The organism is Gordonia sp. CPCC 205333 (assembly GCF_048537885.1).
In the GTDB taxonomy this organism is placed as follows: domain Bacteria; phylum Actinomycetota; class Actinomycetes; order Mycobacteriales; family Mycobacteriaceae; genus Gordonia.
In genome coordinates this window covers 141,452-157,411 of record NZ_JBCLVI010000001.1, presented here as the reverse complement: position 1 = coordinate 157,411, position 15,960 = coordinate 141,452, and the positions used below count along the sequence as shown (strand labels likewise).

Here is a 15,960-nt window from a genome sequence, read left to right as displayed (position 1 = left end):
TTCACTCCTGTCCGTCACGCAGCGCGCGCGCCGCCGACGTCGCCAAGGTGTCCGCTATCTCGTTGTAATGGTCTCCCGCATGACCTTTCACCCATTTCCAGGTGACCTGATGACGTTGTTCCTCATCGACGAGCCGACGCCATAGGTCCGCATTCTTCACCGGCTGCTTGGCCGAAGTTTTCCAACCATTCGCCTGCCACCCGCTGACCCATTTGGTGATGCCGTTTCGGACGTAGGTCGAGTCGGTATAGATGACGACCGTCGACGGCTTGTTCAGTGCTGCGAGACCTTCGATCGCAGCGGTCAGCTCCATTTTATTGTTGGTGCTGTCGGCTTCGGCCCCGGAAATCTGCTTCTCGTGCCCGCGATATCGCAACACCGCACCCCATCCTCCGGGCCCGGGATTTCCCAGGCATGCGCCGTCGGTCGAGATCTCCACAATGTCGTCGCTCACCGCAGTCACGGTACTCGGGCCCACTTCGACACCGTTGCGACCCGCTGCGATAGCCCACTGCCCGTACATTAGGTTTCATGGCATCGTGGGACCCGGCCCAGTATTTGCGATTCGGCGACGAACGCACCCGCCCATTTCTCGACTTGATCGGGCAGATTCCGCAATCTACTCGGCCGATCACCACGATCAGCGACATCGGCTGTGGGCCTGGGCATTTGACTCAGTTCCTCCGTCAGCGCTGGCCGAGCGCGGCGATCACCGGTGTAGATTCTTCGCCCGCGATGATCGAGCGCGCGACGCGGGAGCACGCCGGTGATGGCGTGCGATACGCATTGGCTGACGCGGCGTCGTGGCTGCCGACCGAGGCGACCGATCTCATCGTTTCCAACGCGACCTTCCAGTGGCTGCCAGATCAGTTCGCCACTATCGAGCGCCTGCTTGCCGGGCTATCACCACACGGAGTTGTCGCCATCGGAGTCCCCGACAACGCCGATCGGCCGACTCATCGACTTCTCGACGAACTCGCTGCCGAGTCGAGGTTCACCGGACGCTTCGACAACATCCGCCCATTCGATCCGATCCCCCCGGTGGACTATGTCGACTTCTTCGCGCCACGCGGATTCACGGTCAACGCGTGGTCCACCACGTATCTGCACATCTTGCAGGGCGAAAATCCGGTATATGAATGGATTGCGGGCACCCGGCTGCGTCCATATCTCGCCGCACTCGCCGACGAACCGCAGTTACGCGACGAGTTCATCGCCGACTATCGGGCCGCGCTTCGCACGGCATTCCCGGCGCGGGACTGGGGCACACCCTTGCCTTTCCGCCGCACTTTCGTCGTCGCTGTGCGGAACTGACGGCAGTCGACTCGCGCATGTAGTACTTCGCCGAGTCGCCGCGCGAATGTAGGACACCGACTTTCGTGGCAGGGTCACACATGTGTGACGATCGGAGCACAACCATTGACGCCCCAGCAACCTCTGGAGTCTCATCGTTCACAGTAGTTTCTCGACTCGCGCATCGAAGCGCACCGTATTGAGGGGAAGCCGATGCGCATCACGCGTACCGCCACGGCGGGCCTTGCCGCCATAGGGCTCGTTTTGACGACGGCGACGGTCGTGGCACCGCCGGCGGCCGCCTCCCCGTGTAATGCCACCGGGCTGGTCGGCAGCGACTTCGGGAACACCGGTAGCTCCGGCTCCAGTCAGATCGGGCTTGGCAGCCTCGATTTCGGCAGTTACCGAGCCGGGGGCAAGAAGCCACAACAGCCACTCCTCAAGTTATCGTCGGGACCCTCTCAGACGGTGTCCTGGGTAACCGGTCCCCGCAGCACCGCCAAGACAGACAAGCGGTTCTCCATCACCTCGACCGACGTCGGCGTGCCGTGGGACAACGGCTCAGGTCAGGTGCTGATGGCGTTCGGTGACACCTGGGGAAAATGCGCCGGCCAGATGGTCTGGCGCCACAATACGATGCTTCGTTCCAACGGCAACAGTGATCTGTCCAAAGGCATCACCTTCCGTGACGCGCAGGCAGGAAATATCTTCTCCGGCGCATCGGTGACGTCAGCGCATCCGACCTTCGCTCAGCCGATGGTGAATGCCGTCGGTGTGAAGAACATCGAAATCGGCATGATCCCGACGGCGGGCATCTCGGTTAACGGCGTTCAATATGTGAGTTTCATGTCGATCCACAATTGGGGTCCGCCCGGACGCTGGGTCACCAATTACTCCGCACTGGCGGTCTCCCGAGACAACGGACAGCACTGGGCGATCGACTGGAATACCGCGCGCTCCAACTATGAGCTCAACATTCCCGGCAACCCGCATTTCCGGACCGGCCAGGGTCGCTTTCAGGTGAGCGCATTCCTGCGCGTCGGCCCGTGGGTATATCAATACGGGACACCCAACGGTCGATACGGAGCGATGTTCCTCTCCCGGGTCCCGGCGTCCCAGCTCACCAATTTCAACGCTTACGAGTACTACAGCGGCGGGACAAACGGCCGGTGGTCGCGGGATTCGGCAACCGCCGGACGGGTGATCCACGAACCGGTGAGCGAGTTGTCGATTGCCTACAACTCCTACCTGAAGAAGTACGTCATGCTCGCGGCGCGCGGGGGTAGCGTCGTCATCCGCACCTCGCCGAAACCAACCGGGCCGTGGAGCAATCCGCGAGTCATCGTGCCCGCCAGCCAAACTCAGGGACTTTACGCTCCGTATATCCACCCGCGCTCAACCGGCCAGAACCTCTATTTCGTGGCGTCGCGGTGGGAGGACTATAACGTGATGCTGATCAAGACAGACCTGTCGAAGATCTAACCGGTACCAGCTTAGGGGGAAAGATGACCGATACAACTGTGCGCGAAGACAGTTGGCCGGCCAGCTCGTTCCCATGGATAGAGTCTCCCCCTGCCGATTGCCGGGGCCTATCCCGACATCGCGTCCACGAGCGCCGAGGCGTCGCCGGCCGTCAATTCGATCTCGAAGGTATCGGCGAGTAACGCGGGAAGATCGTCGATGCCAACCTCACGCTCACTACTCGCACCATCGGGAGTTGTTGTGGTCCAGGTGATTCCATCGAGAGTGTGTTGGATCTCGGCGGCAAATCGCTGAGCGAAGGGCCGGGTGACGAATGGCGAACGTGGCGATGTCGACACGAAGTGATTTCCGACGGCGAAGTCGATCGGATACTGCGGGTCGAGTGTGAACACGTGCCGGTCGAGCCAGCCGATCTCACCGTCGACGACCGATCGTTGCCACAGCGTCCACTGCTCGGGGTGAAACACTTCGGTGTCGGCGCCGAGTGGCGCCGTGGACAACTTCAGCCGCCAGCCATCGTGATCGACCTCGTTACCCGCGATCAACTCGATCGGCTCAAGCGGGCCGCGGCCAAATCCTACGTCGCATAGCCATCGGCCACCGTCGTCGAATTCGACGACAAGGAGCGCGTGGGTTCGCGGGCGAATAGTCTTGGCCCCCAACATGACCCGACCACTCAATGCGGTGAATCCGAAGCCCAGCCGCTCGAGGGAAGCCGCGAACAATGCGACATGTTCAAAGCAATAGCCGCCACGCCGCTGCCGAATCATCTTGTGCTGCAATGCCTTCAGGTCCAATACGATCTGCCGTCCCAGGATGATCTCGAGATTCTCGAACGGAATCGACGTCGTATGGGCACGATGCAACGCAGCAAGAGTCGCCTGCGTCGGAGCGCGGTTGCCGGCGTATCCGATCCGTTCGAGATACGCGTCAAGGTCCAGTTCATCGCCATGCCAGGTGGTCACAGTCCGAGCCTACTGAAGTCGGCCAGACTCTTCGGCGCGGTCGATGTCCGTTGAACGCACGACACCGGTTCCCACCTGCGCGCCTATCGGTCGTAACCTCGCCAAAGGAAGTCATTTTCTCGACGGGAGGATTCGGGTGCGGCCCACTAGTGGATCCCTTCTGTCAGCACCGACGGACGCCAACGACGTCGGAACACCTCGGACATCAACCTTGAGACCGTTGCAGCGGACGGCCCGCCCCCTGCTCTGCGCGGTGGGTATCGTCGCGGCGATCGTCGCTGGTGCGCTGACAGTGCTGCCCTGGCTAGATCTGTCCTCGTCCGACGGACCGTTCGCCTGGATGGGCCTCGGGAGCGACGGCGGGCCGCAGGCATCGCACAATAGCTCGATACTGGACCTCAATCCGCTCAGCTGGACGGTAGTAGCCGCGGCGGCGCTGACGATCATCGCTGCGGCAACCGCGATAGCACCAACTCCGCGAACCACAATCAGTCTGATGAACATCGCCGCAGCATTGTCAGCGCTCGTGGCGGCAGTCGTGGTCGTATCGATCGTGTGTATCCCCGAGCTGTTCTACAGCGATCTCGCGCAAAAACTCGGCATCGAATCATTCACGCCATTCACCCGATCAACGCTGTCGATACCAGTGCTCGTCGCGGTCGGAGGTGCTCTGATCGTGATGATCATCTGTACCGGAGTACTGGCTGTCATCCGTCGACCGTCGCGAGCCGATGCGACGATCCGCTGACACTCGTGGGCCGATAGACACTAGACTCCAGATCGTCTGGCCGGCCACCCGCCGGGCTCGCACTACGAGTGACCGAAGGAATGTCATGCCCGATCGCATCGCACTCATTCGTGCCGTCAACGTCGGTGGCGCGAAACTCCCAATGGCCCAATTGCGGGAAATCGCAAGCGAACTCGGCGCCACTGAAGTGTCCACCTATATCGCGTCGGGAAACCTGCTGTATACCCCGCCTGGCGTATCCGAGGACTTCGACCGTGCGCTGGAGAAGGCGATCGAAACCCGGTTCGGCTACTACCGGGAAGTCATCAGCCGAACACCCGCGCAACTTCGTGAAGCATTGGCAGCGCATCCCTTCGAAGTCGCCAACCCCAAGTTTTCCTACGTCTATGCATTGACCGGGACACCAACGGTCAAGGCGGTCAACGAATTTGAGTCCCGCGAGTTCCCGACCGAGGTGGTTCGAGTGATCGGCGACGATCTCCACATCCGCTACAACGCCGGTGCGGGGCAATCAAAGCTCACCGCGACCGTCATCGCCCGTATTCTCGGCGTACAGGGAACCGGCCGCAATCTGAACACGGTGGCCAAACTCATCGACCTGGCAAGCTGATTCGGTCGGCGAAGGTCATTCGCCCGCATGCCCACCGTAGTTCTCGATCTTGTACTCGGTGGCCACCAGCGAGAGCGTGAGTTCGCGAATCTGCCTGCGCAGGGTGTCTCGATGTTCGACAAGCATGTCCAGTCGCTCGGGCACCGTACCGGCACCCGCGTCGACCAGCTCGACGTAGTGTTGCAAATCGCGCATCGGCATGCCGGACAACCGCATTCGAGTCAGGAACACCAGGCGGCGAACCGCTTCGGGTGAATAGATCCGATGTCCGCGCGGATCGCGCTCCACGTCGACCAGATTGACCCGTTCGTAGTAGCGCAACGTATGCGCCGAAACCGTAAGGAGTTCCGCCACCTCCGCGATAGTCATCGACTCACTCGAATCGCTTGTCTCAGTGAGCCGATGGATCGCGTCGACCGAAGCCGGACCACCCAATTCACCGAGCGCAGCCAAGGCCCGATTCATCAGATCAGCAGACGACGAGACTGCCCGTTCAGATGCCGAGTCCACCATAATCACCAGCCTAGGCCGCTCAGAACGGACGAGCAGAGGCTGGCACTCCCGGAAAGTCCGCCGCGACGGCGGTGTGCTCCCAACGCCGCACACCGGCCAACCCAGCGCGATATGACTCGTCGAGGCGGCGAACAGCCTCAGCTCCCAGCGGAAGCCGCAACGGAACGTCGTCGCTGCCGACCGCATCGGCGATTATCCGGGCAGCGCGGGCCGGATCGCCTTCCTGCACACCATCCCCTGCGGCCATATTCGCGCGAACATCATCAAGGATGGCGCCATACACGTCGCTCCGCTCGACGACTCGCAGTACCTCCGGCTCGTTGAAGGCCGTGCGAAATCTGCTTGGCTCCACCAACATCACGCGGATGCCGAATGGTGCCACTTCACCGGCTAGTGCCTCCGACCAACCTTCCAGCGCGAATTTGCCCGCCGAATAGGCTCCGATCCCTGGGAAGGACAGTCGACCACCCTGGCTGCTCATCTGCACGATCGTCCCCGACCCTTGCGCTCGCATCGTCGGCAATGCCGCACGCACCATCGCCGCTGGTACATGCAAATGCAGATCCATACCGGCCCGGAGTTCAGCTTCACTTACCTCTTCGGCCGCACCGACGATTCCCCGGCCGGCGTTGTTGACCAATACATCGACGCCGCCGAATCGTTCGCGCGCCATCTCGATGACCGCGTCCACCTGATCTGTTGCCCCGGCATCGAATTCGCAAACGGCGATGCGATCGGGCCACTGCGCTACGACGTCGCTAAGTGCGGTCGGCCGTCGGACTGCGGCCACCACATTGTCACCGCGCCGCAAGGCTTCGATGGTGAGTGCGTAGCCGAAACCGCGAGTGGCGCCGGTGATGATCCAGGTCTGCTGTGGTGAAGTCATAGGCGCACGCTATGGGTTTGAGTGCGCTCGAATGCAAGACCACAGCCGAAATTAGTTGCTCCGCAGGGCCTTTGCCGTCGAATTCAGATCTGCGAGCGCTGCGGCCGGCTGTGCATCCCAGATCTTCTTGGGTAGCGCCTCAAGAACTAGAATCGTTTGCTCGATGGCCCGGAGCTTGCGCGCCTTCGGGCTATCGATCTCCTCGGCGGCCTTCGCGGCCTGTTCGCCGCGATCAGGGCCGTCGTTATCCTTGTCATCCGTTTCGACAACGCGAGTGTCGATGACTCCAGTCGACCCTTCATCGGCCATCTCGCCGATTTCGATGAGCCGATCATCGAGTTCGAAGACTGCGTCGTCCAGATCGTCGCGAGCGGCTATCACTTCTGGAGTCGCATGGGCTCCCGGCGCCTGGTGGACATCTGCGATGGCATACCGAATGCGTTGGTGCAGTTGAGCTTCCGCCGCTGTTGACGTTGCCCACGCCGCAGGTGCTCGTCCCGGCCTGCCGGGGATAAGGTCTGTCGAGGTGGCGAACCGCTTGACCCGTTTGTTCGAGTCCAACACAAACCACACGACGCCAGCGAGGACCAAAGCCGCGAGGACCAGGGCGATCACCACGATGACCATCGCGCTCATCGCGCTCCTCCGGATGCGACGATGCCGGTACGCCGCTGTTCGATGATCAGGCAGCGGTCCTCCACATAACGGAGTCCGGCCGATTCTGCGATCTCACGTGCCGCAGCTGACCGGATACCCAATTGCAGCCACAACGCGCTAGCTCCAGCCTCGACTGCCTGCCGCGCAATCTCGGCGGCGTCGTCGGACGGCCGGAATACATCGACCAGCCCCACCTGTTCGGGAATATCGGCCAGTGTTCGATAGACCGGCTCACCGACAATCTCATCGGCATGAGGATTGACCGGAATGATCCGCCAACCGCGTTCTTTCATATAGGCGGGCACCTCGTTTGCCGCCTTGGCAGTGTTGGCACTCGCCCCGACCACGGTAATCGTGTCGTAGTCGCGCAGGATCGATTCGATGACGTCGTCGGCGCTCACGGTACTGAGTCTACGTCGGCAAATCCGATGGAACCGAGTCGGCTCCACGCGCGTCTGTATAGGACCGGAGGACGTATGCGCAGTGCGTCGAGGGAGGGGATCATGATTCTTGCGGCGAAGGCAGCTTCAGTCACGCTCGAAGCCGAACGCGTCGAACAACTCGGGAGGACCGCATCGGCCGCCGGAGTGACCGTTGGGACGCTGGACTTCGGCGGAATGAGACCGACTACGGCGTCGAGCGAGACTTTCGCTGCGCTCGGGTCATGCGTCACTGCGGCAACCACCACCACGCGCGGGGTCGGTGCGCGCTTTTCTGAATCCGGTCGATCGGCGACAACCGCCGCGACCGGCCTGAAACAGGCTGACAACCGGGGTGCGGTATTGCTCGGGGCGATATTCTAGGTGACCGCGATGCGACCGACGATCTCGGCACTGCGACGCTGGCGACTCAACGATCTTGCCCTGGCATCGTCGGTCGCGAGCGCGAATGCTCGTGCGATTTCCGACGCCGCGAGCAAGATCGATCGCGCCCTGTTGTCAGCGAGAGGGTGGTCCGGTCACGCGCAATCGGCGGCCAGGCAAACCATTGCGGCCAACGCCGATCATGCCAGCGAAGTCTGCGCCGTTCTGCACGCCCTGGCCTCGACCGCAGCCAACGCCAACCGCGAACTGGTGCCTGCCCGCGAACAGGTGCTGTCGGAGGTCCGGCGCATCGTCGCGGCCGGTTTTGATGTATCCGACGCCGGGGACGTCAGCGCTCCCGACGACGGTGAAACCGATCGGGCCATCCTCGCCGACCGCACTGCCGACGCGACAGTCTGGCAAAATCGGATCTCACTGGCATTGACCGCAGTTGCCGATTTGGACGCCGCCTACGGCCGGGCGTTCACCGCCCACGCGAAAGACCTGACCGACATGGTCAACGGTCAGCGGCCGGTCACACTGCCTGACGGCACCCGCGCTGACCCCGACGCTGTCGTCGCCACACTGGTCGCGATGACACTGACGCAACGTCGCGCCTTTTTGTCCACTCTCACTCCGGATGTCATTCGGCAACTGGTGACCGCCGATCCACATGTCATCGGCAATCTCGACGGCGTGCCGTTCGAGATTCGTATCAAGGCCAATACCGTGAACATCCGTAACGCACTCGCCGATGAGATAACCGCCGGCCGCGCAGACGGAGATCGGGCCAAGAAGCTTTCCGAGATGTTGACCCCGGTGCGGCCGACCGGCCCGCTGGTTGGTGACCCCGCTGCCGCCGAGCGCAAATTCGTCGCGTTCTCCAATACCAAGGTCGGACACGCTATCGAGTTAATCGGCGAGTTGGACAGTTCGACACGCAACGTCGTCGCATACGTCCCCGGCACCAACTCCAATCTGAATGGAAGCCGCTCCAACTACGAGAGCGCGCGGAATCTGTCCGCACGGACCGGCGCACCGGTACTCATGTATCTCGACGACCGGCTACCGCAGAAGATGGGCCATGAGGGCGTGCTCAGCGGAGCGAAAATGGCGATGGTGCCGGGCGGAGCGGCCGATGGCGTTATGCACGCGGTACTCGGACTCAAAGACTCCGCGGCAGATACCGCACCGGCCAAGGAAATAGCGCCCGGTCTGGTGCAGTTCGGACACGAACTCGACGCCGAACTCAGCCGCATCGCACCAACGGCCAAGACCACCTTCATCGGTCATTCCTACGGTGGCGCGGTCGTCGGAACCGCTGAACAACTTGGCCTCCGGGCCGACCGCGTGATTTATGCGTCGTCGGCCGGTACCGGCGCTTTGACTACCGGCTGGCACAACGCGAATCCGAATGTCGAGCGCTACTCGTTGACGGCGCCCGGCGATTGGATCCACACCGCCCAGGCAACCGGGCGTTTCGGTTCCGATCCCGACACGACGCCGGGCGTCATACGCCTCGATACCGGTTTTTACAGCATCGCTGGCGACCATCACGGGCAACTTGTCACCGGGCAGAACGGCGGCCATGGCGCCTATTGGGATGACCCCGATTCCACTGGATTCCAGAATATGGTCGCGGTGATCACCGGCGACACACCTGTCGAGTATGTGCCGCGTATGCCCGATACTCCAGCCGCCCAAACTTCGGCCTTCGCCGCCGCGCGCAGTGCGGCGATCGCGGGCAGCATCGGCGGCATTCTCGGCATCGAAACTCTGCGGCATTGACTTGGTCGAGCGACTAAGCGTCCATTTCCCTGCGTCGGCGCCGGGGTTCACGATATGAACGACGTATGTCAGCACAACCTGTCGATAAGTCCAGCCCCCGATTCGCCGGGCGCACCGCGATCGTTACCGGCGCCAGCCGAGGTATCGGCCTCGCCGTCGCGCGACGCCTTGTCGCCGACGGTGCGCGTGTCGTCATCACCGGTCGCAAATCCGACGCACTCGACGTCGCCGTCGACGAACTAGGCGGGCCCGACGTCGCCTTGGGTGTCGCCGGACATGCCGACGATGCTGATCATCAACGTGAGACGATCGGGCGGACGATCGAGAAATTCGGGTCGGTGGACCTGCTGGTCAACAACACCGGAATCAACCCGGTCTTCGGTCCCCTGATCGACATCGACCTCGACGCCGCACGAAAAATTGTGGAGGTCAACGTATTCGCCGCCCTGTCGTGGACTCAAGAGGCCTACCGCAATGGCCTGGCCGACGGTGGCGGCGCAGTCGTAAACGTGTCCTCGCTCGCGGGTATCCGCCCGGCGCCTGGCATCGCTATGTACGGCGCGAGCAAGGCCATGCTGATACATCTCACCGAAGAACTGGCGCTGGAACTCGGCCCGACTATCCGAGTCAATGCGGTAGCTCCGGCGGTGGTGAAGACGAAGTTCGCGCGTGCCCTCTACGAGGGCAATGAGGAACAAGTCGCGGCCGCCTACCCCCTCAAGCGGCTCGGCGTGCCAGACGATATCGGCAGCGCCGTCGCCTTCCTCTTATCCGACGACGCCGCATGGATCACCGGGCAACTAATCGTCATCGATGGTGGTGCAACCTTGGGGATGGCCGCTGGGTAGCCGTTCATCCGGCCGTCGCCCGCCGCGAGTGGACATCGGGCATTCGAGCGGCTATCGAATAAGTATGCGTCTATCGCGAACCTCGACCGCCCGTTTCATCAGCTGCGCCGTGCTAACCCTGGCCGCACTGACTTCGCTGCCAACGCCCACCGAGGCCGCACCCGCCCGGTGCTCGAATTCCATTGACGTCGTGGGGTATTCAGACGCACTCGACAAGGTCGCCGTGACCGGACAGCGGATCGGCGGGCTATCGGCACTGACCCGCGACAGTACGTCGGGAAACTATCTGACCCTGCCCGACCACGGACCGAATGGCGCGGTCATATGGACTCTCACCGATCCCGGTAACCCTCGGATCGTCGGCGGACCACTGATTCTCAAAGATCCGGCCGGTCGAGCGCTGGGTGCAGATCCCGACAATGAGGGACTGGCCGTCGGGCGGGACGGCGTGCTGATCATCAGTTCAGAATCCGCGCCGTCCATCCGCGTCTTCGGCCGCGACGGTCGGCAGCGCTCCGAAGTACCTGTGCCGCAGGCATTCCGGGTCACGCCATTCGGTCGAGCCCAGCCGAACACCACCCTGGAGGGACTCACGGTGACACCGTCCGGCGATCGGTTGATCGCCGCGATGGAAGGGCCGTTGGTGGGTGAACGCTCCCACCGATTCCTCGACTACCGTCGTACCGCCTCGGGCCGTTACGCGTTAGTTCGCGAACTCGTCTACCAGGCCGGAGCGGGGATGCGAATCGCCGACATCGCGGCATACAGAGAAGACCGGATAGTCGTACTCGAAGCCGCCTATTCGAGCGGCAGCGGAAACACGGTGCGCCTGACCACATCTCGCATCGGACCTGTCTCGGGATCTGCCACCGCACGCGTCGTCGATCGACGCGATCTGGCCAACCTCACTCGGTGCCCAACATTGGGAGCGAAAACCAAAGAGCTGCAACGTAATCCGTTGATGGACAACTACGAGGGACTGGCGGTGACCCAGGCTGGCGATCGATTTACCCTGCGACTGATTTCCGACGACAACTTCTCTGCCAAACAGGTGACTCGCTTGTTGACGCTGTCGGCGAAACTACCGTCCTGACCGGCATGTCAGAAGATCGGCGACGCACCCCATTGGTGCTCGAACACCAGCGACGTCGTGGTACCCGCGACCTCCGGCCGACTGTTGATTACTTCCACCAGTTTGCGTAGCCCCTCGGTGTCCTGCGAAGCCACATGCATGAGGAAGTCGTCATCGCCGGCGAGGAAGAAGACGTCGGATACTCCCGGCACCGCACGTATCTCACCGACGAAGGAACGAATCTTGCCGCGTGCCTCCGATTGCAGTCGAACGGCAATCAAAGCACGCAACGGATAGCCTACGGCGGCCGGATCGATGTCGGTCATGAAGCCGCGGATGACCCCGATATCCATCAGGCGACGAACGCGCCCATGACAGGTGGATGGCGCGATGCCGACTGCTGACGCGAGTGCGTTATTGGGGATGCGCGCATCAGATTGCAGCAGTTCCAAGATGCGACGATCGGTGTCATCGAGCAGTGGCCGAACATCCTTCGACGCAGTGGTCACAGGTGGCCTCCTCTACGAAGAAAACATGCCAAATTGGCAACTGACTCGAATTATCTACACATGAATTGCACGTCCTTTGATATTACTTCACGCTTTCAGTAACTATCCAGAACATGATGCGGAGAGTCTGATGATCATCGGGGTACCCAAAGAAGTGAAGAACAACGAGTACCGCGTCGCGCTGACACCGGCGGGCGCGGCCGAACTGGTCCATCGCGGCCACGAGGTGATCGTCGAACACGGAGCCGGCGTCGGATCCGCTACCGACGATAACGACTTCAAAGCTGCCGGCGCTCAAATCCTCGGCACCGCCACTGCGGTGTGGGAGCAGGCCGAGATGATCCTGAAGGTCAAAGAACCCATCGAGCAGGAATACGACCTCATGAGACTCGGTGCGCATGGCGCCGATGGAACCAAGGGCGGTCAGGTCCTGTTCACCTATCTGCATCTGGCCGCCAGTCGCGCCTGCACCGACGCGTTACTCGCTGCGGGCACCACGTCGATTGCCTACGAAACAGTCCAGCAGGGCGACGGTTCACTGCCGCTGCTTGCGCCGATGAGCGAAGTGGCTGGACGGCTCGCACCGCAAGTCGGCGCGGTCGCGCTAATGAACAGTTCTGGTGGACGCGGAGTATTACTCGGCGGAGTCCCCGGTACACATCCCGCCGAGGTTGTCATCATCGGCGGCGGAGTCAGCGGTGTCAACGCGGCAACAATCGCGCAAGGCATGGGCGCGCACGTCACTGTCTTCGATCTCGACATTGACAAACTGCGCGCGATCGACAGCCGCTTTGGCGGCCGGGTTGCGACTCGCTACAGCACGACCCTCGACTTGCACAGTGCCATCAGGACCGCCGACCTGGTGATCGGCGCCGTCCTGATACCAGGCGCCAAGGCTCCGACACTGGTCCCGAATTCCCTTGTCGCGCAGATGAAATCCGGATCCGTCCTGGTCGACATCGCGATCGATCAGGGTGGCTGCTTCGAGGACTCGCGTCCGACGACACATGACGACCCGACATTCAAGGTGCACGACTCGATCTTCTACTGCGTCGCCAATATGCCCGGCTCTGTCGCGCGTACGTCGACAATGGCGCTGACCAACGCAACCTTGCCGTATGTCATCATGCTCGCCGAGCACGGCTGGCGGTCGGCACTGCGGTCCAATACCGCGCTGGCTAAGGGACTGAGCACTCATTCGGGCGAGCTACTGAGCGCGAACGTGTCGCAGGCCCTGGGAATCGCATTGGGCACGGTGGCTAGCTAACTGTCCCGGCGTCGTGCAGTCGCCCCAAATCGGCGTCGGACAGTCCAAGAACCTCGCTCAACACGTCGTCGGTGTGCTGCCCGAGTCGGGCCGCGGGTGCCGAACCGCTATAACTCTTATCGAATCGGACCGGCGAACTCGACGAGATGACCGATCCGATGCCCGGCTGCTCGACATCGACGAGAACCGTCTCGCTGGCCGTACCCGCACGATGATCGGCGACCACGCCCGCCATTGTTCGATACGGTCCCCACAGCGCGCCGGCGTCGGTAAGGGCCTTATCCGTCTCGTCAAACGTGTGCGCGGCGAACCAGGGCCGCAATACGGCGGCGATCACCTCTCGGTGCGCATATCGCCCCTCGTCGGTGGCGAAATCCGCACTCAGCGATTCCTCCAGCGCGGCAAAGACATTGGCGGTCCCAGTCGCCAGTCCGATTGCCGTCCACTGGCGCGGGGTCAACGCCACCAACATCAGTCGACGTCCGTCCGACGTGGCGAAATCGACCCCGAAGCTGCCGTACATGTAGTTACCGTGCCGCGCACGATTCCCGTCTTGCGCGGCCTCCGACAGCCAGCCCAGGTTGGCCACCGCCGCCAACGCGACGTCGGCCAATGCGATCTGCACATACGACCCCGCGCCAGACCTATTCCGGCGATGCAGGGCTGCGAGCAGTGCGGTCGTCGCAGTTTGTCCCGCGATCAAATCCCATGCGGGCAGAACGTGATTCACCGGATGTGGACTATCCGCCGGACCGGTCATATCCGCGATTCCTACGGCTGTGTTAACGGTGTAGTCCACCGCTGCGCCGCCACCAGCGGTCCCTTCGATGTGGATCCGAATGACGTCGGCTCGTCGCTGCGCCAACACCTGATAGGAGAACCACGGCCGGCCAACGTTATTGTCCACCACCAGCCCCGCGTCCGGACCGGGCGCAGTTGCCAAGGCCAACAACAACTCTCGCCCTTCTGCGCTACGGACATCAATCGCCACCGACCGCTTGCCGCGGTTCAGCGAAGTCCAATAGAAACTGTCGCCCGACGACGCCAACGGCCACCGCCGGTAGTCGATATTCCCCCCGATCGGGTCGACCCGAATGACGTCAGCACCCAACTGCGCCAACGACATTCCACCCGAGGGTCCAGCGACGAAACTAGCGAACTCGACGATACGCAGTCCCGAAAGCGGTCCGGGCGAGGTGTTTTCGGGGTCGGTCACGACAACTCCTCACGCAACCCGTTCGAAGATCGCGGCCAGTCCTTGCCCACCGCCGATGCACATAGTTTCCAGTCCGTAACGTACCTGGCGGCGGTCCATCTCGCGAGCCAGCGTCGCCAGGATGCGCACGCCTGTGGCCCCGACGGGATGTCCAAGGGAGATGCCAGAGCCATTGACGTTGATCCGGTCGAAGTCCTTGTCCCCCAATCCCATCGCGGTGGTGCAGGCGAGAACTTGCGCCGCGAATGCCTCGTTCAGTTCGATCAGGTCGATGTCGTGGATCGCCAACCCGGCCCGGTCGAGCGCTGTTTGCGTTGCCGGCACCGGACCAATGCCCATCCGCGAGGGCTCGACTCCGGCGGCAGCCCAGGTGACCAACCGAATCAGCGGACGTAAACCCAGCTCTTCGGCACGCTGAGGCGTGGTGACCACACATGCTGCGGCCCCGTCATTTTGACCACTCGCGTTACCCGCCGTGACAGTCGAGTCCGGATCGGCCTTGACCCGGACCGGACGTAGCGATGCCAGCTTCTCCAGGGACACATCCGGTCGAGGATGTTCGTCCCGATCCACCACGACGTCGCCTTTACGCGTCGACACGGTAACTGGCACGATCTCGTCGCCGAATAGCCCATTCTCCTGTGCGGTAACTGCACGTCGGTGGGACTCGAATGCCAGCCGATCCTGAGATTCGCGGCTGATGCCATACTCGGCGCGCAGATTCTCCGCGGTTTCCAGCATGCCGCCCGGCACCGGATAGTCACGGCCTCCGGCGGTGATCCGCCCCCGGGCGATCCGGTCGCTCAGCGGTGTCTGTTCACCTGGAAATCCGAACCGCAGCCCCAGGGCGTAGTGCTCGGCCTGGCTCATACTGTCGGCACCACCTGCGATCACCACATCGCAGATGCCAGTTTGGATCCGCATCGCGGCGTCGAGGACGGCTTGCAGCCCCGAGCCGCAGCGGCGGTCGAGTTGCTGACCGGGAACCGTCACTGGCAGCCCCGCGTCGAGAGCCGCGACGCGACCGAGCGCCGGCGCCTCGCCATTCGAATAGCACTGCCCGAAGAGGACGTCGTCGATATTCGATCCGTCAATCCCAGTGCGCGACACCAATTCCCGCACGACGTGCGATGCCAGATCGGCCGCCGGCACGTCTTTGAAGCTCCCACCGTAACGTCCCACCGGGGTACGCAACGGCTCGCAGATAACGACTTCCCGCATCAAGGTCCTCCTCGTCGACCGCCACCCGAGACAGAGTGCGGTAACGCCAGGATAATATATTATGCGTAATGGCCTGTAGTGG

The 15,960-nt window shown here is 62.4% G+C and carries 18 protein-coding genes; 9 read left to right on the top strand and 9 right to left on the bottom strand.

The genetic code is table 11. The annotated features are described in order from the left end of the window. Window position 1: 1 nt before the first annotated feature. Window positions 2-463, bottom strand: a complete 462-nt coding sequence (gene rnhA / locus AAFP29_RS00785) for a ribonuclease HI (protein ID WP_419216312.1) — start codon at window positions 461-463, stop codon at window positions 2-4. A gap of 68 nt (window positions 464-531) precedes the next feature. On the opposite strand from rnhA, the gene AAFP29_RS00780 reads away from it, so the two are divergent. Next, complete coding sequence (locus AAFP29_RS00780) at window positions 532-1,314, top strand: methyltransferase domain-containing protein (RefSeq protein ID WP_419215396.1); 783 nt, start codon at window positions 532-534, stop codon at window positions 1,312-1,314. A 192-nt stretch (window positions 1,315-1,506) separates the two neighbouring features. Continuing rightward, window positions 1,507-2,775, top strand: coding sequence for a DUF4185 domain-containing protein (locus AAFP29_RS00775; protein ID WP_419215395.1), 1,269 nt, complete (start codon window positions 1,507-1,509; stop codon window positions 2,773-2,775). Between the two features lie 107 nt (window positions 2,776-2,882). Here the strand turns inward: AAFP29_RS00775 and AAFP29_RS00770 are convergent, their stop codons facing one another. Further along, window positions 2,883-3,740: an arylamine N-acetyltransferase family protein gene (locus AAFP29_RS00770; RefSeq protein WP_419215394.1), complete on the bottom strand. Its 858-nt coding sequence runs from the start codon at window positions 3,738-3,740 to the stop codon at window positions 2,883-2,885. Between the two features lie 211 nt (window positions 3,741-3,951). Here AAFP29_RS00770 and AAFP29_RS00765 point away from each other — a divergent pair, with 211 nt between their 5' ends. Both AAFP29_RS00765 and AAFP29_RS00760 read left to right on the top strand, forming a co-directional pair. Then, window positions 3,952-4,488 carry a hypothetical protein gene (locus tag AAFP29_RS00765; RefSeq protein WP_419215393.1) on the top strand — a complete coding sequence of 179 codons (537 nt, stop codon included), beginning with the start codon at window positions 3,952-3,954 and terminating at the stop codon, window positions 4,486-4,488. Between the two features lie 85 nt (window positions 4,489-4,573). Next, complete coding sequence (locus tag AAFP29_RS00760; RefSeq protein ID WP_419215392.1) at window positions 4,574-5,098, top strand: DUF1697 domain-containing protein; 525 nt, start codon at window positions 4,574-4,576, stop codon at window positions 5,096-5,098. Between the two features lie 15 nt (window positions 5,099-5,113). Here the strand turns inward: AAFP29_RS00760 and AAFP29_RS00755 are convergent, their stop codons facing one another. Genes AAFP29_RS00755 through AAFP29_RS00740 form a run of 4 tightly spaced genes read right to left on the bottom strand, consistent with a single transcriptional unit; the run spans window position 5,114 to window position 7,555 of the window. Continuing rightward, window positions 5,114-5,611 carry a MerR family transcriptional regulator gene (locus AAFP29_RS00755; RefSeq protein ID WP_419215391.1) on the bottom strand — a complete coding sequence of 166 codons (498 nt, stop codon included), beginning with the start codon at window positions 5,609-5,611 and terminating at the stop codon, window positions 5,114-5,116. Window positions 5,612-5,630: 19 nt separating this feature from the next. Further along, complete coding sequence (locus AAFP29_RS00750) at window positions 5,631-6,497, bottom strand: SDR family oxidoreductase (protein WP_419215390.1); 867 nt, start codon at window positions 6,495-6,497, stop codon at window positions 5,631-5,633. A gap of 51 nt (window positions 6,498-6,548) precedes the next feature. Further along, on the bottom strand, window positions 6,549-7,133 hold the full coding sequence (locus AAFP29_RS00745) for a hypothetical protein (RefSeq protein ID WP_419215389.1): 585 nt from the start codon (window positions 7,131-7,133) through the stop codon (window positions 6,549-6,551). Continuing rightward, window positions 7,130-7,555 carry a CoA-binding protein gene (locus AAFP29_RS00740; protein WP_419215388.1) on the bottom strand — a complete coding sequence of 142 codons (426 nt, stop codon included), beginning with the start codon at window positions 7,553-7,555 and terminating at the stop codon, window positions 7,130-7,132. Before AAFP29_RS00740 ends, AAFP29_RS00745 begins: the two co-directional genes overlap by 4 nt. A gap of 102 nt (window positions 7,556-7,657) precedes the next feature. Between AAFP29_RS00740 and AAFP29_RS00735 the strand changes: the two genes are divergently transcribed. From AAFP29_RS00735 to AAFP29_RS00720, 4 genes are all read left to right on the top strand, one after another. After that, window positions 7,658-7,957: a hypothetical protein gene (locus tag AAFP29_RS00735; RefSeq protein ID WP_419215387.1), complete on the top strand. Its 300-nt coding sequence runs from the start codon at window positions 7,658-7,660 to the stop codon at window positions 7,955-7,957. Between the two features lie 9 nt (window positions 7,958-7,966). Then, window positions 7,967-9,745 (top strand): alpha/beta hydrolase, encoded by a 1,779-nt coding sequence (locus tag AAFP29_RS00730; protein WP_419215386.1) that lies wholly within the window; start codon window positions 7,967-7,969, stop codon window positions 9,743-9,745. A 65-nt stretch (window positions 9,746-9,810) separates the two neighbouring features. Beyond that, window positions 9,811-10,593, top strand: a complete 783-nt coding sequence (locus AAFP29_RS00725) for an SDR family oxidoreductase (protein WP_419215385.1) — start codon at window positions 9,811-9,813, stop codon at window positions 10,591-10,593. 64 nt (window positions 10,594-10,657) lie between these two features. Then, window positions 10,658-11,686, top strand: a complete 1,029-nt coding sequence (locus tag AAFP29_RS00720) for an esterase-like activity of phytase family protein (protein ID WP_419215384.1) — start codon at window positions 10,658-10,660, stop codon at window positions 11,684-11,686. Between the two features lie 8 nt (window positions 11,687-11,694). Here AAFP29_RS00720 and AAFP29_RS00715 read toward each other — a convergent pair whose 3' ends face one another. Continuing rightward, window positions 11,695-12,174, bottom strand: a complete 480-nt coding sequence (locus AAFP29_RS00715; protein WP_419215383.1) for an Lrp/AsnC family transcriptional regulator — start codon at window positions 12,172-12,174, stop codon at window positions 11,695-11,697. 130 nt (window positions 12,175-12,304) lie between these two features. Between AAFP29_RS00715 and ald the strand changes: the two genes are divergently transcribed. Beyond that, on the top strand, window positions 12,305-13,441 hold the full coding sequence (ald, locus tag AAFP29_RS00710; RefSeq protein ID WP_419215382.1) for an alanine dehydrogenase: 1,137 nt from the start codon (window positions 12,305-12,307) through the stop codon (window positions 13,439-13,441). Here ald and AAFP29_RS00705 read toward each other — a convergent pair. Together AAFP29_RS00705 and AAFP29_RS00700 are read right to left on the bottom strand one after the other, a co-directional pair. Then, the gene (locus AAFP29_RS00705) at window positions 13,434-14,657 is read right to left on the bottom strand and encodes a CoA transferase (protein ID WP_419215381.1); all 1,224 of its coding nucleotides are present in this window, start codon (window positions 14,655-14,657) and stop codon (window positions 13,434-13,436) included. The genes ald and AAFP29_RS00705 overlap by 8 nt on opposite strands. A gap of 9 nt (window positions 14,658-14,666) precedes the next feature. After that, window positions 14,667-15,878 carry an acetyl-CoA C-acetyltransferase gene (locus AAFP29_RS00700; protein ID WP_419215380.1) on the bottom strand — a complete coding sequence of 404 codons (1,212 nt, stop codon included), beginning with the start codon at window positions 15,876-15,878 and terminating at the stop codon, window positions 14,667-14,669. Between the last annotated feature and the right edge of the window lie 82 nt (window positions 15,879-15,960).

Coding starts and splice junctions, on each gene's coding strand:
- AAFP29_RS00775 (WP_419215395.1), top strand. CDS start 1,507: ATGCGCATCACGCGTACCGCCACGGCGGGCCTTGCCGCCATAGGGCTC.
- AAFP29_RS00750 (WP_419215390.1), bottom strand. CDS start 6,497: ATGACTTCACCACAGCAGACCTGGATCATCACCGGCGCCACTCGCGGT.
- ald (WP_419215382.1), top strand. CDS start 12,305: ATGATCATCGGGGTACCCAAAGAAGTGAAGAACAACGAGTACCGCGTC.
- AAFP29_RS00730 (WP_419215386.1), top strand. CDS start 7,967: ATGCGACCGACGATCTCGGCACTGCGACGCTGGCGACTCAACGATCTT.
- AAFP29_RS00755 (WP_419215391.1), bottom strand. CDS start 5,611: ATGGTGGACTCGGCATCTGAACGGGCAGTCTCGTCGTCTGCTGATCTG.
- AAFP29_RS00700 (WP_419215380.1), bottom strand. CDS start 15,878: ATGCGGGAAGTCGTTATCTGCGAGCCGTTGCGTACCCCGGTGGGACGT.
- AAFP29_RS00725 (WP_419215385.1), top strand. CDS start 9,811: ATGTCAGCACAACCTGTCGATAAGTCCAGCCCCCGATTCGCCGGGCGC.
- AAFP29_RS00760 (WP_419215392.1), top strand. CDS start 4,574: ATGCCCGATCGCATCGCACTCATTCGTGCCGTCAACGTCGGTGGCGCG.
- AAFP29_RS00720 (WP_419215384.1), top strand. CDS start 10,658: ATGCGTCTATCGCGAACCTCGACCGCCCGTTTCATCAGCTGCGCCGTG.
- AAFP29_RS00745 (WP_419215389.1), bottom strand. CDS start 7,133: ATGAGCGCGATGGTCATCGTGGTGATCGCCCTGGTCCTCGCGGCTTTG.
- AAFP29_RS00735 (WP_419215387.1), top strand. CDS start 7,658: ATGATTCTTGCGGCGAAGGCAGCTTCAGTCACGCTCGAAGCCGAACGC.
- AAFP29_RS00780 (WP_419215396.1), top strand. CDS start 532: ATGGCATCGTGGGACCCGGCCCAGTATTTGCGATTCGGCGACGAACGC.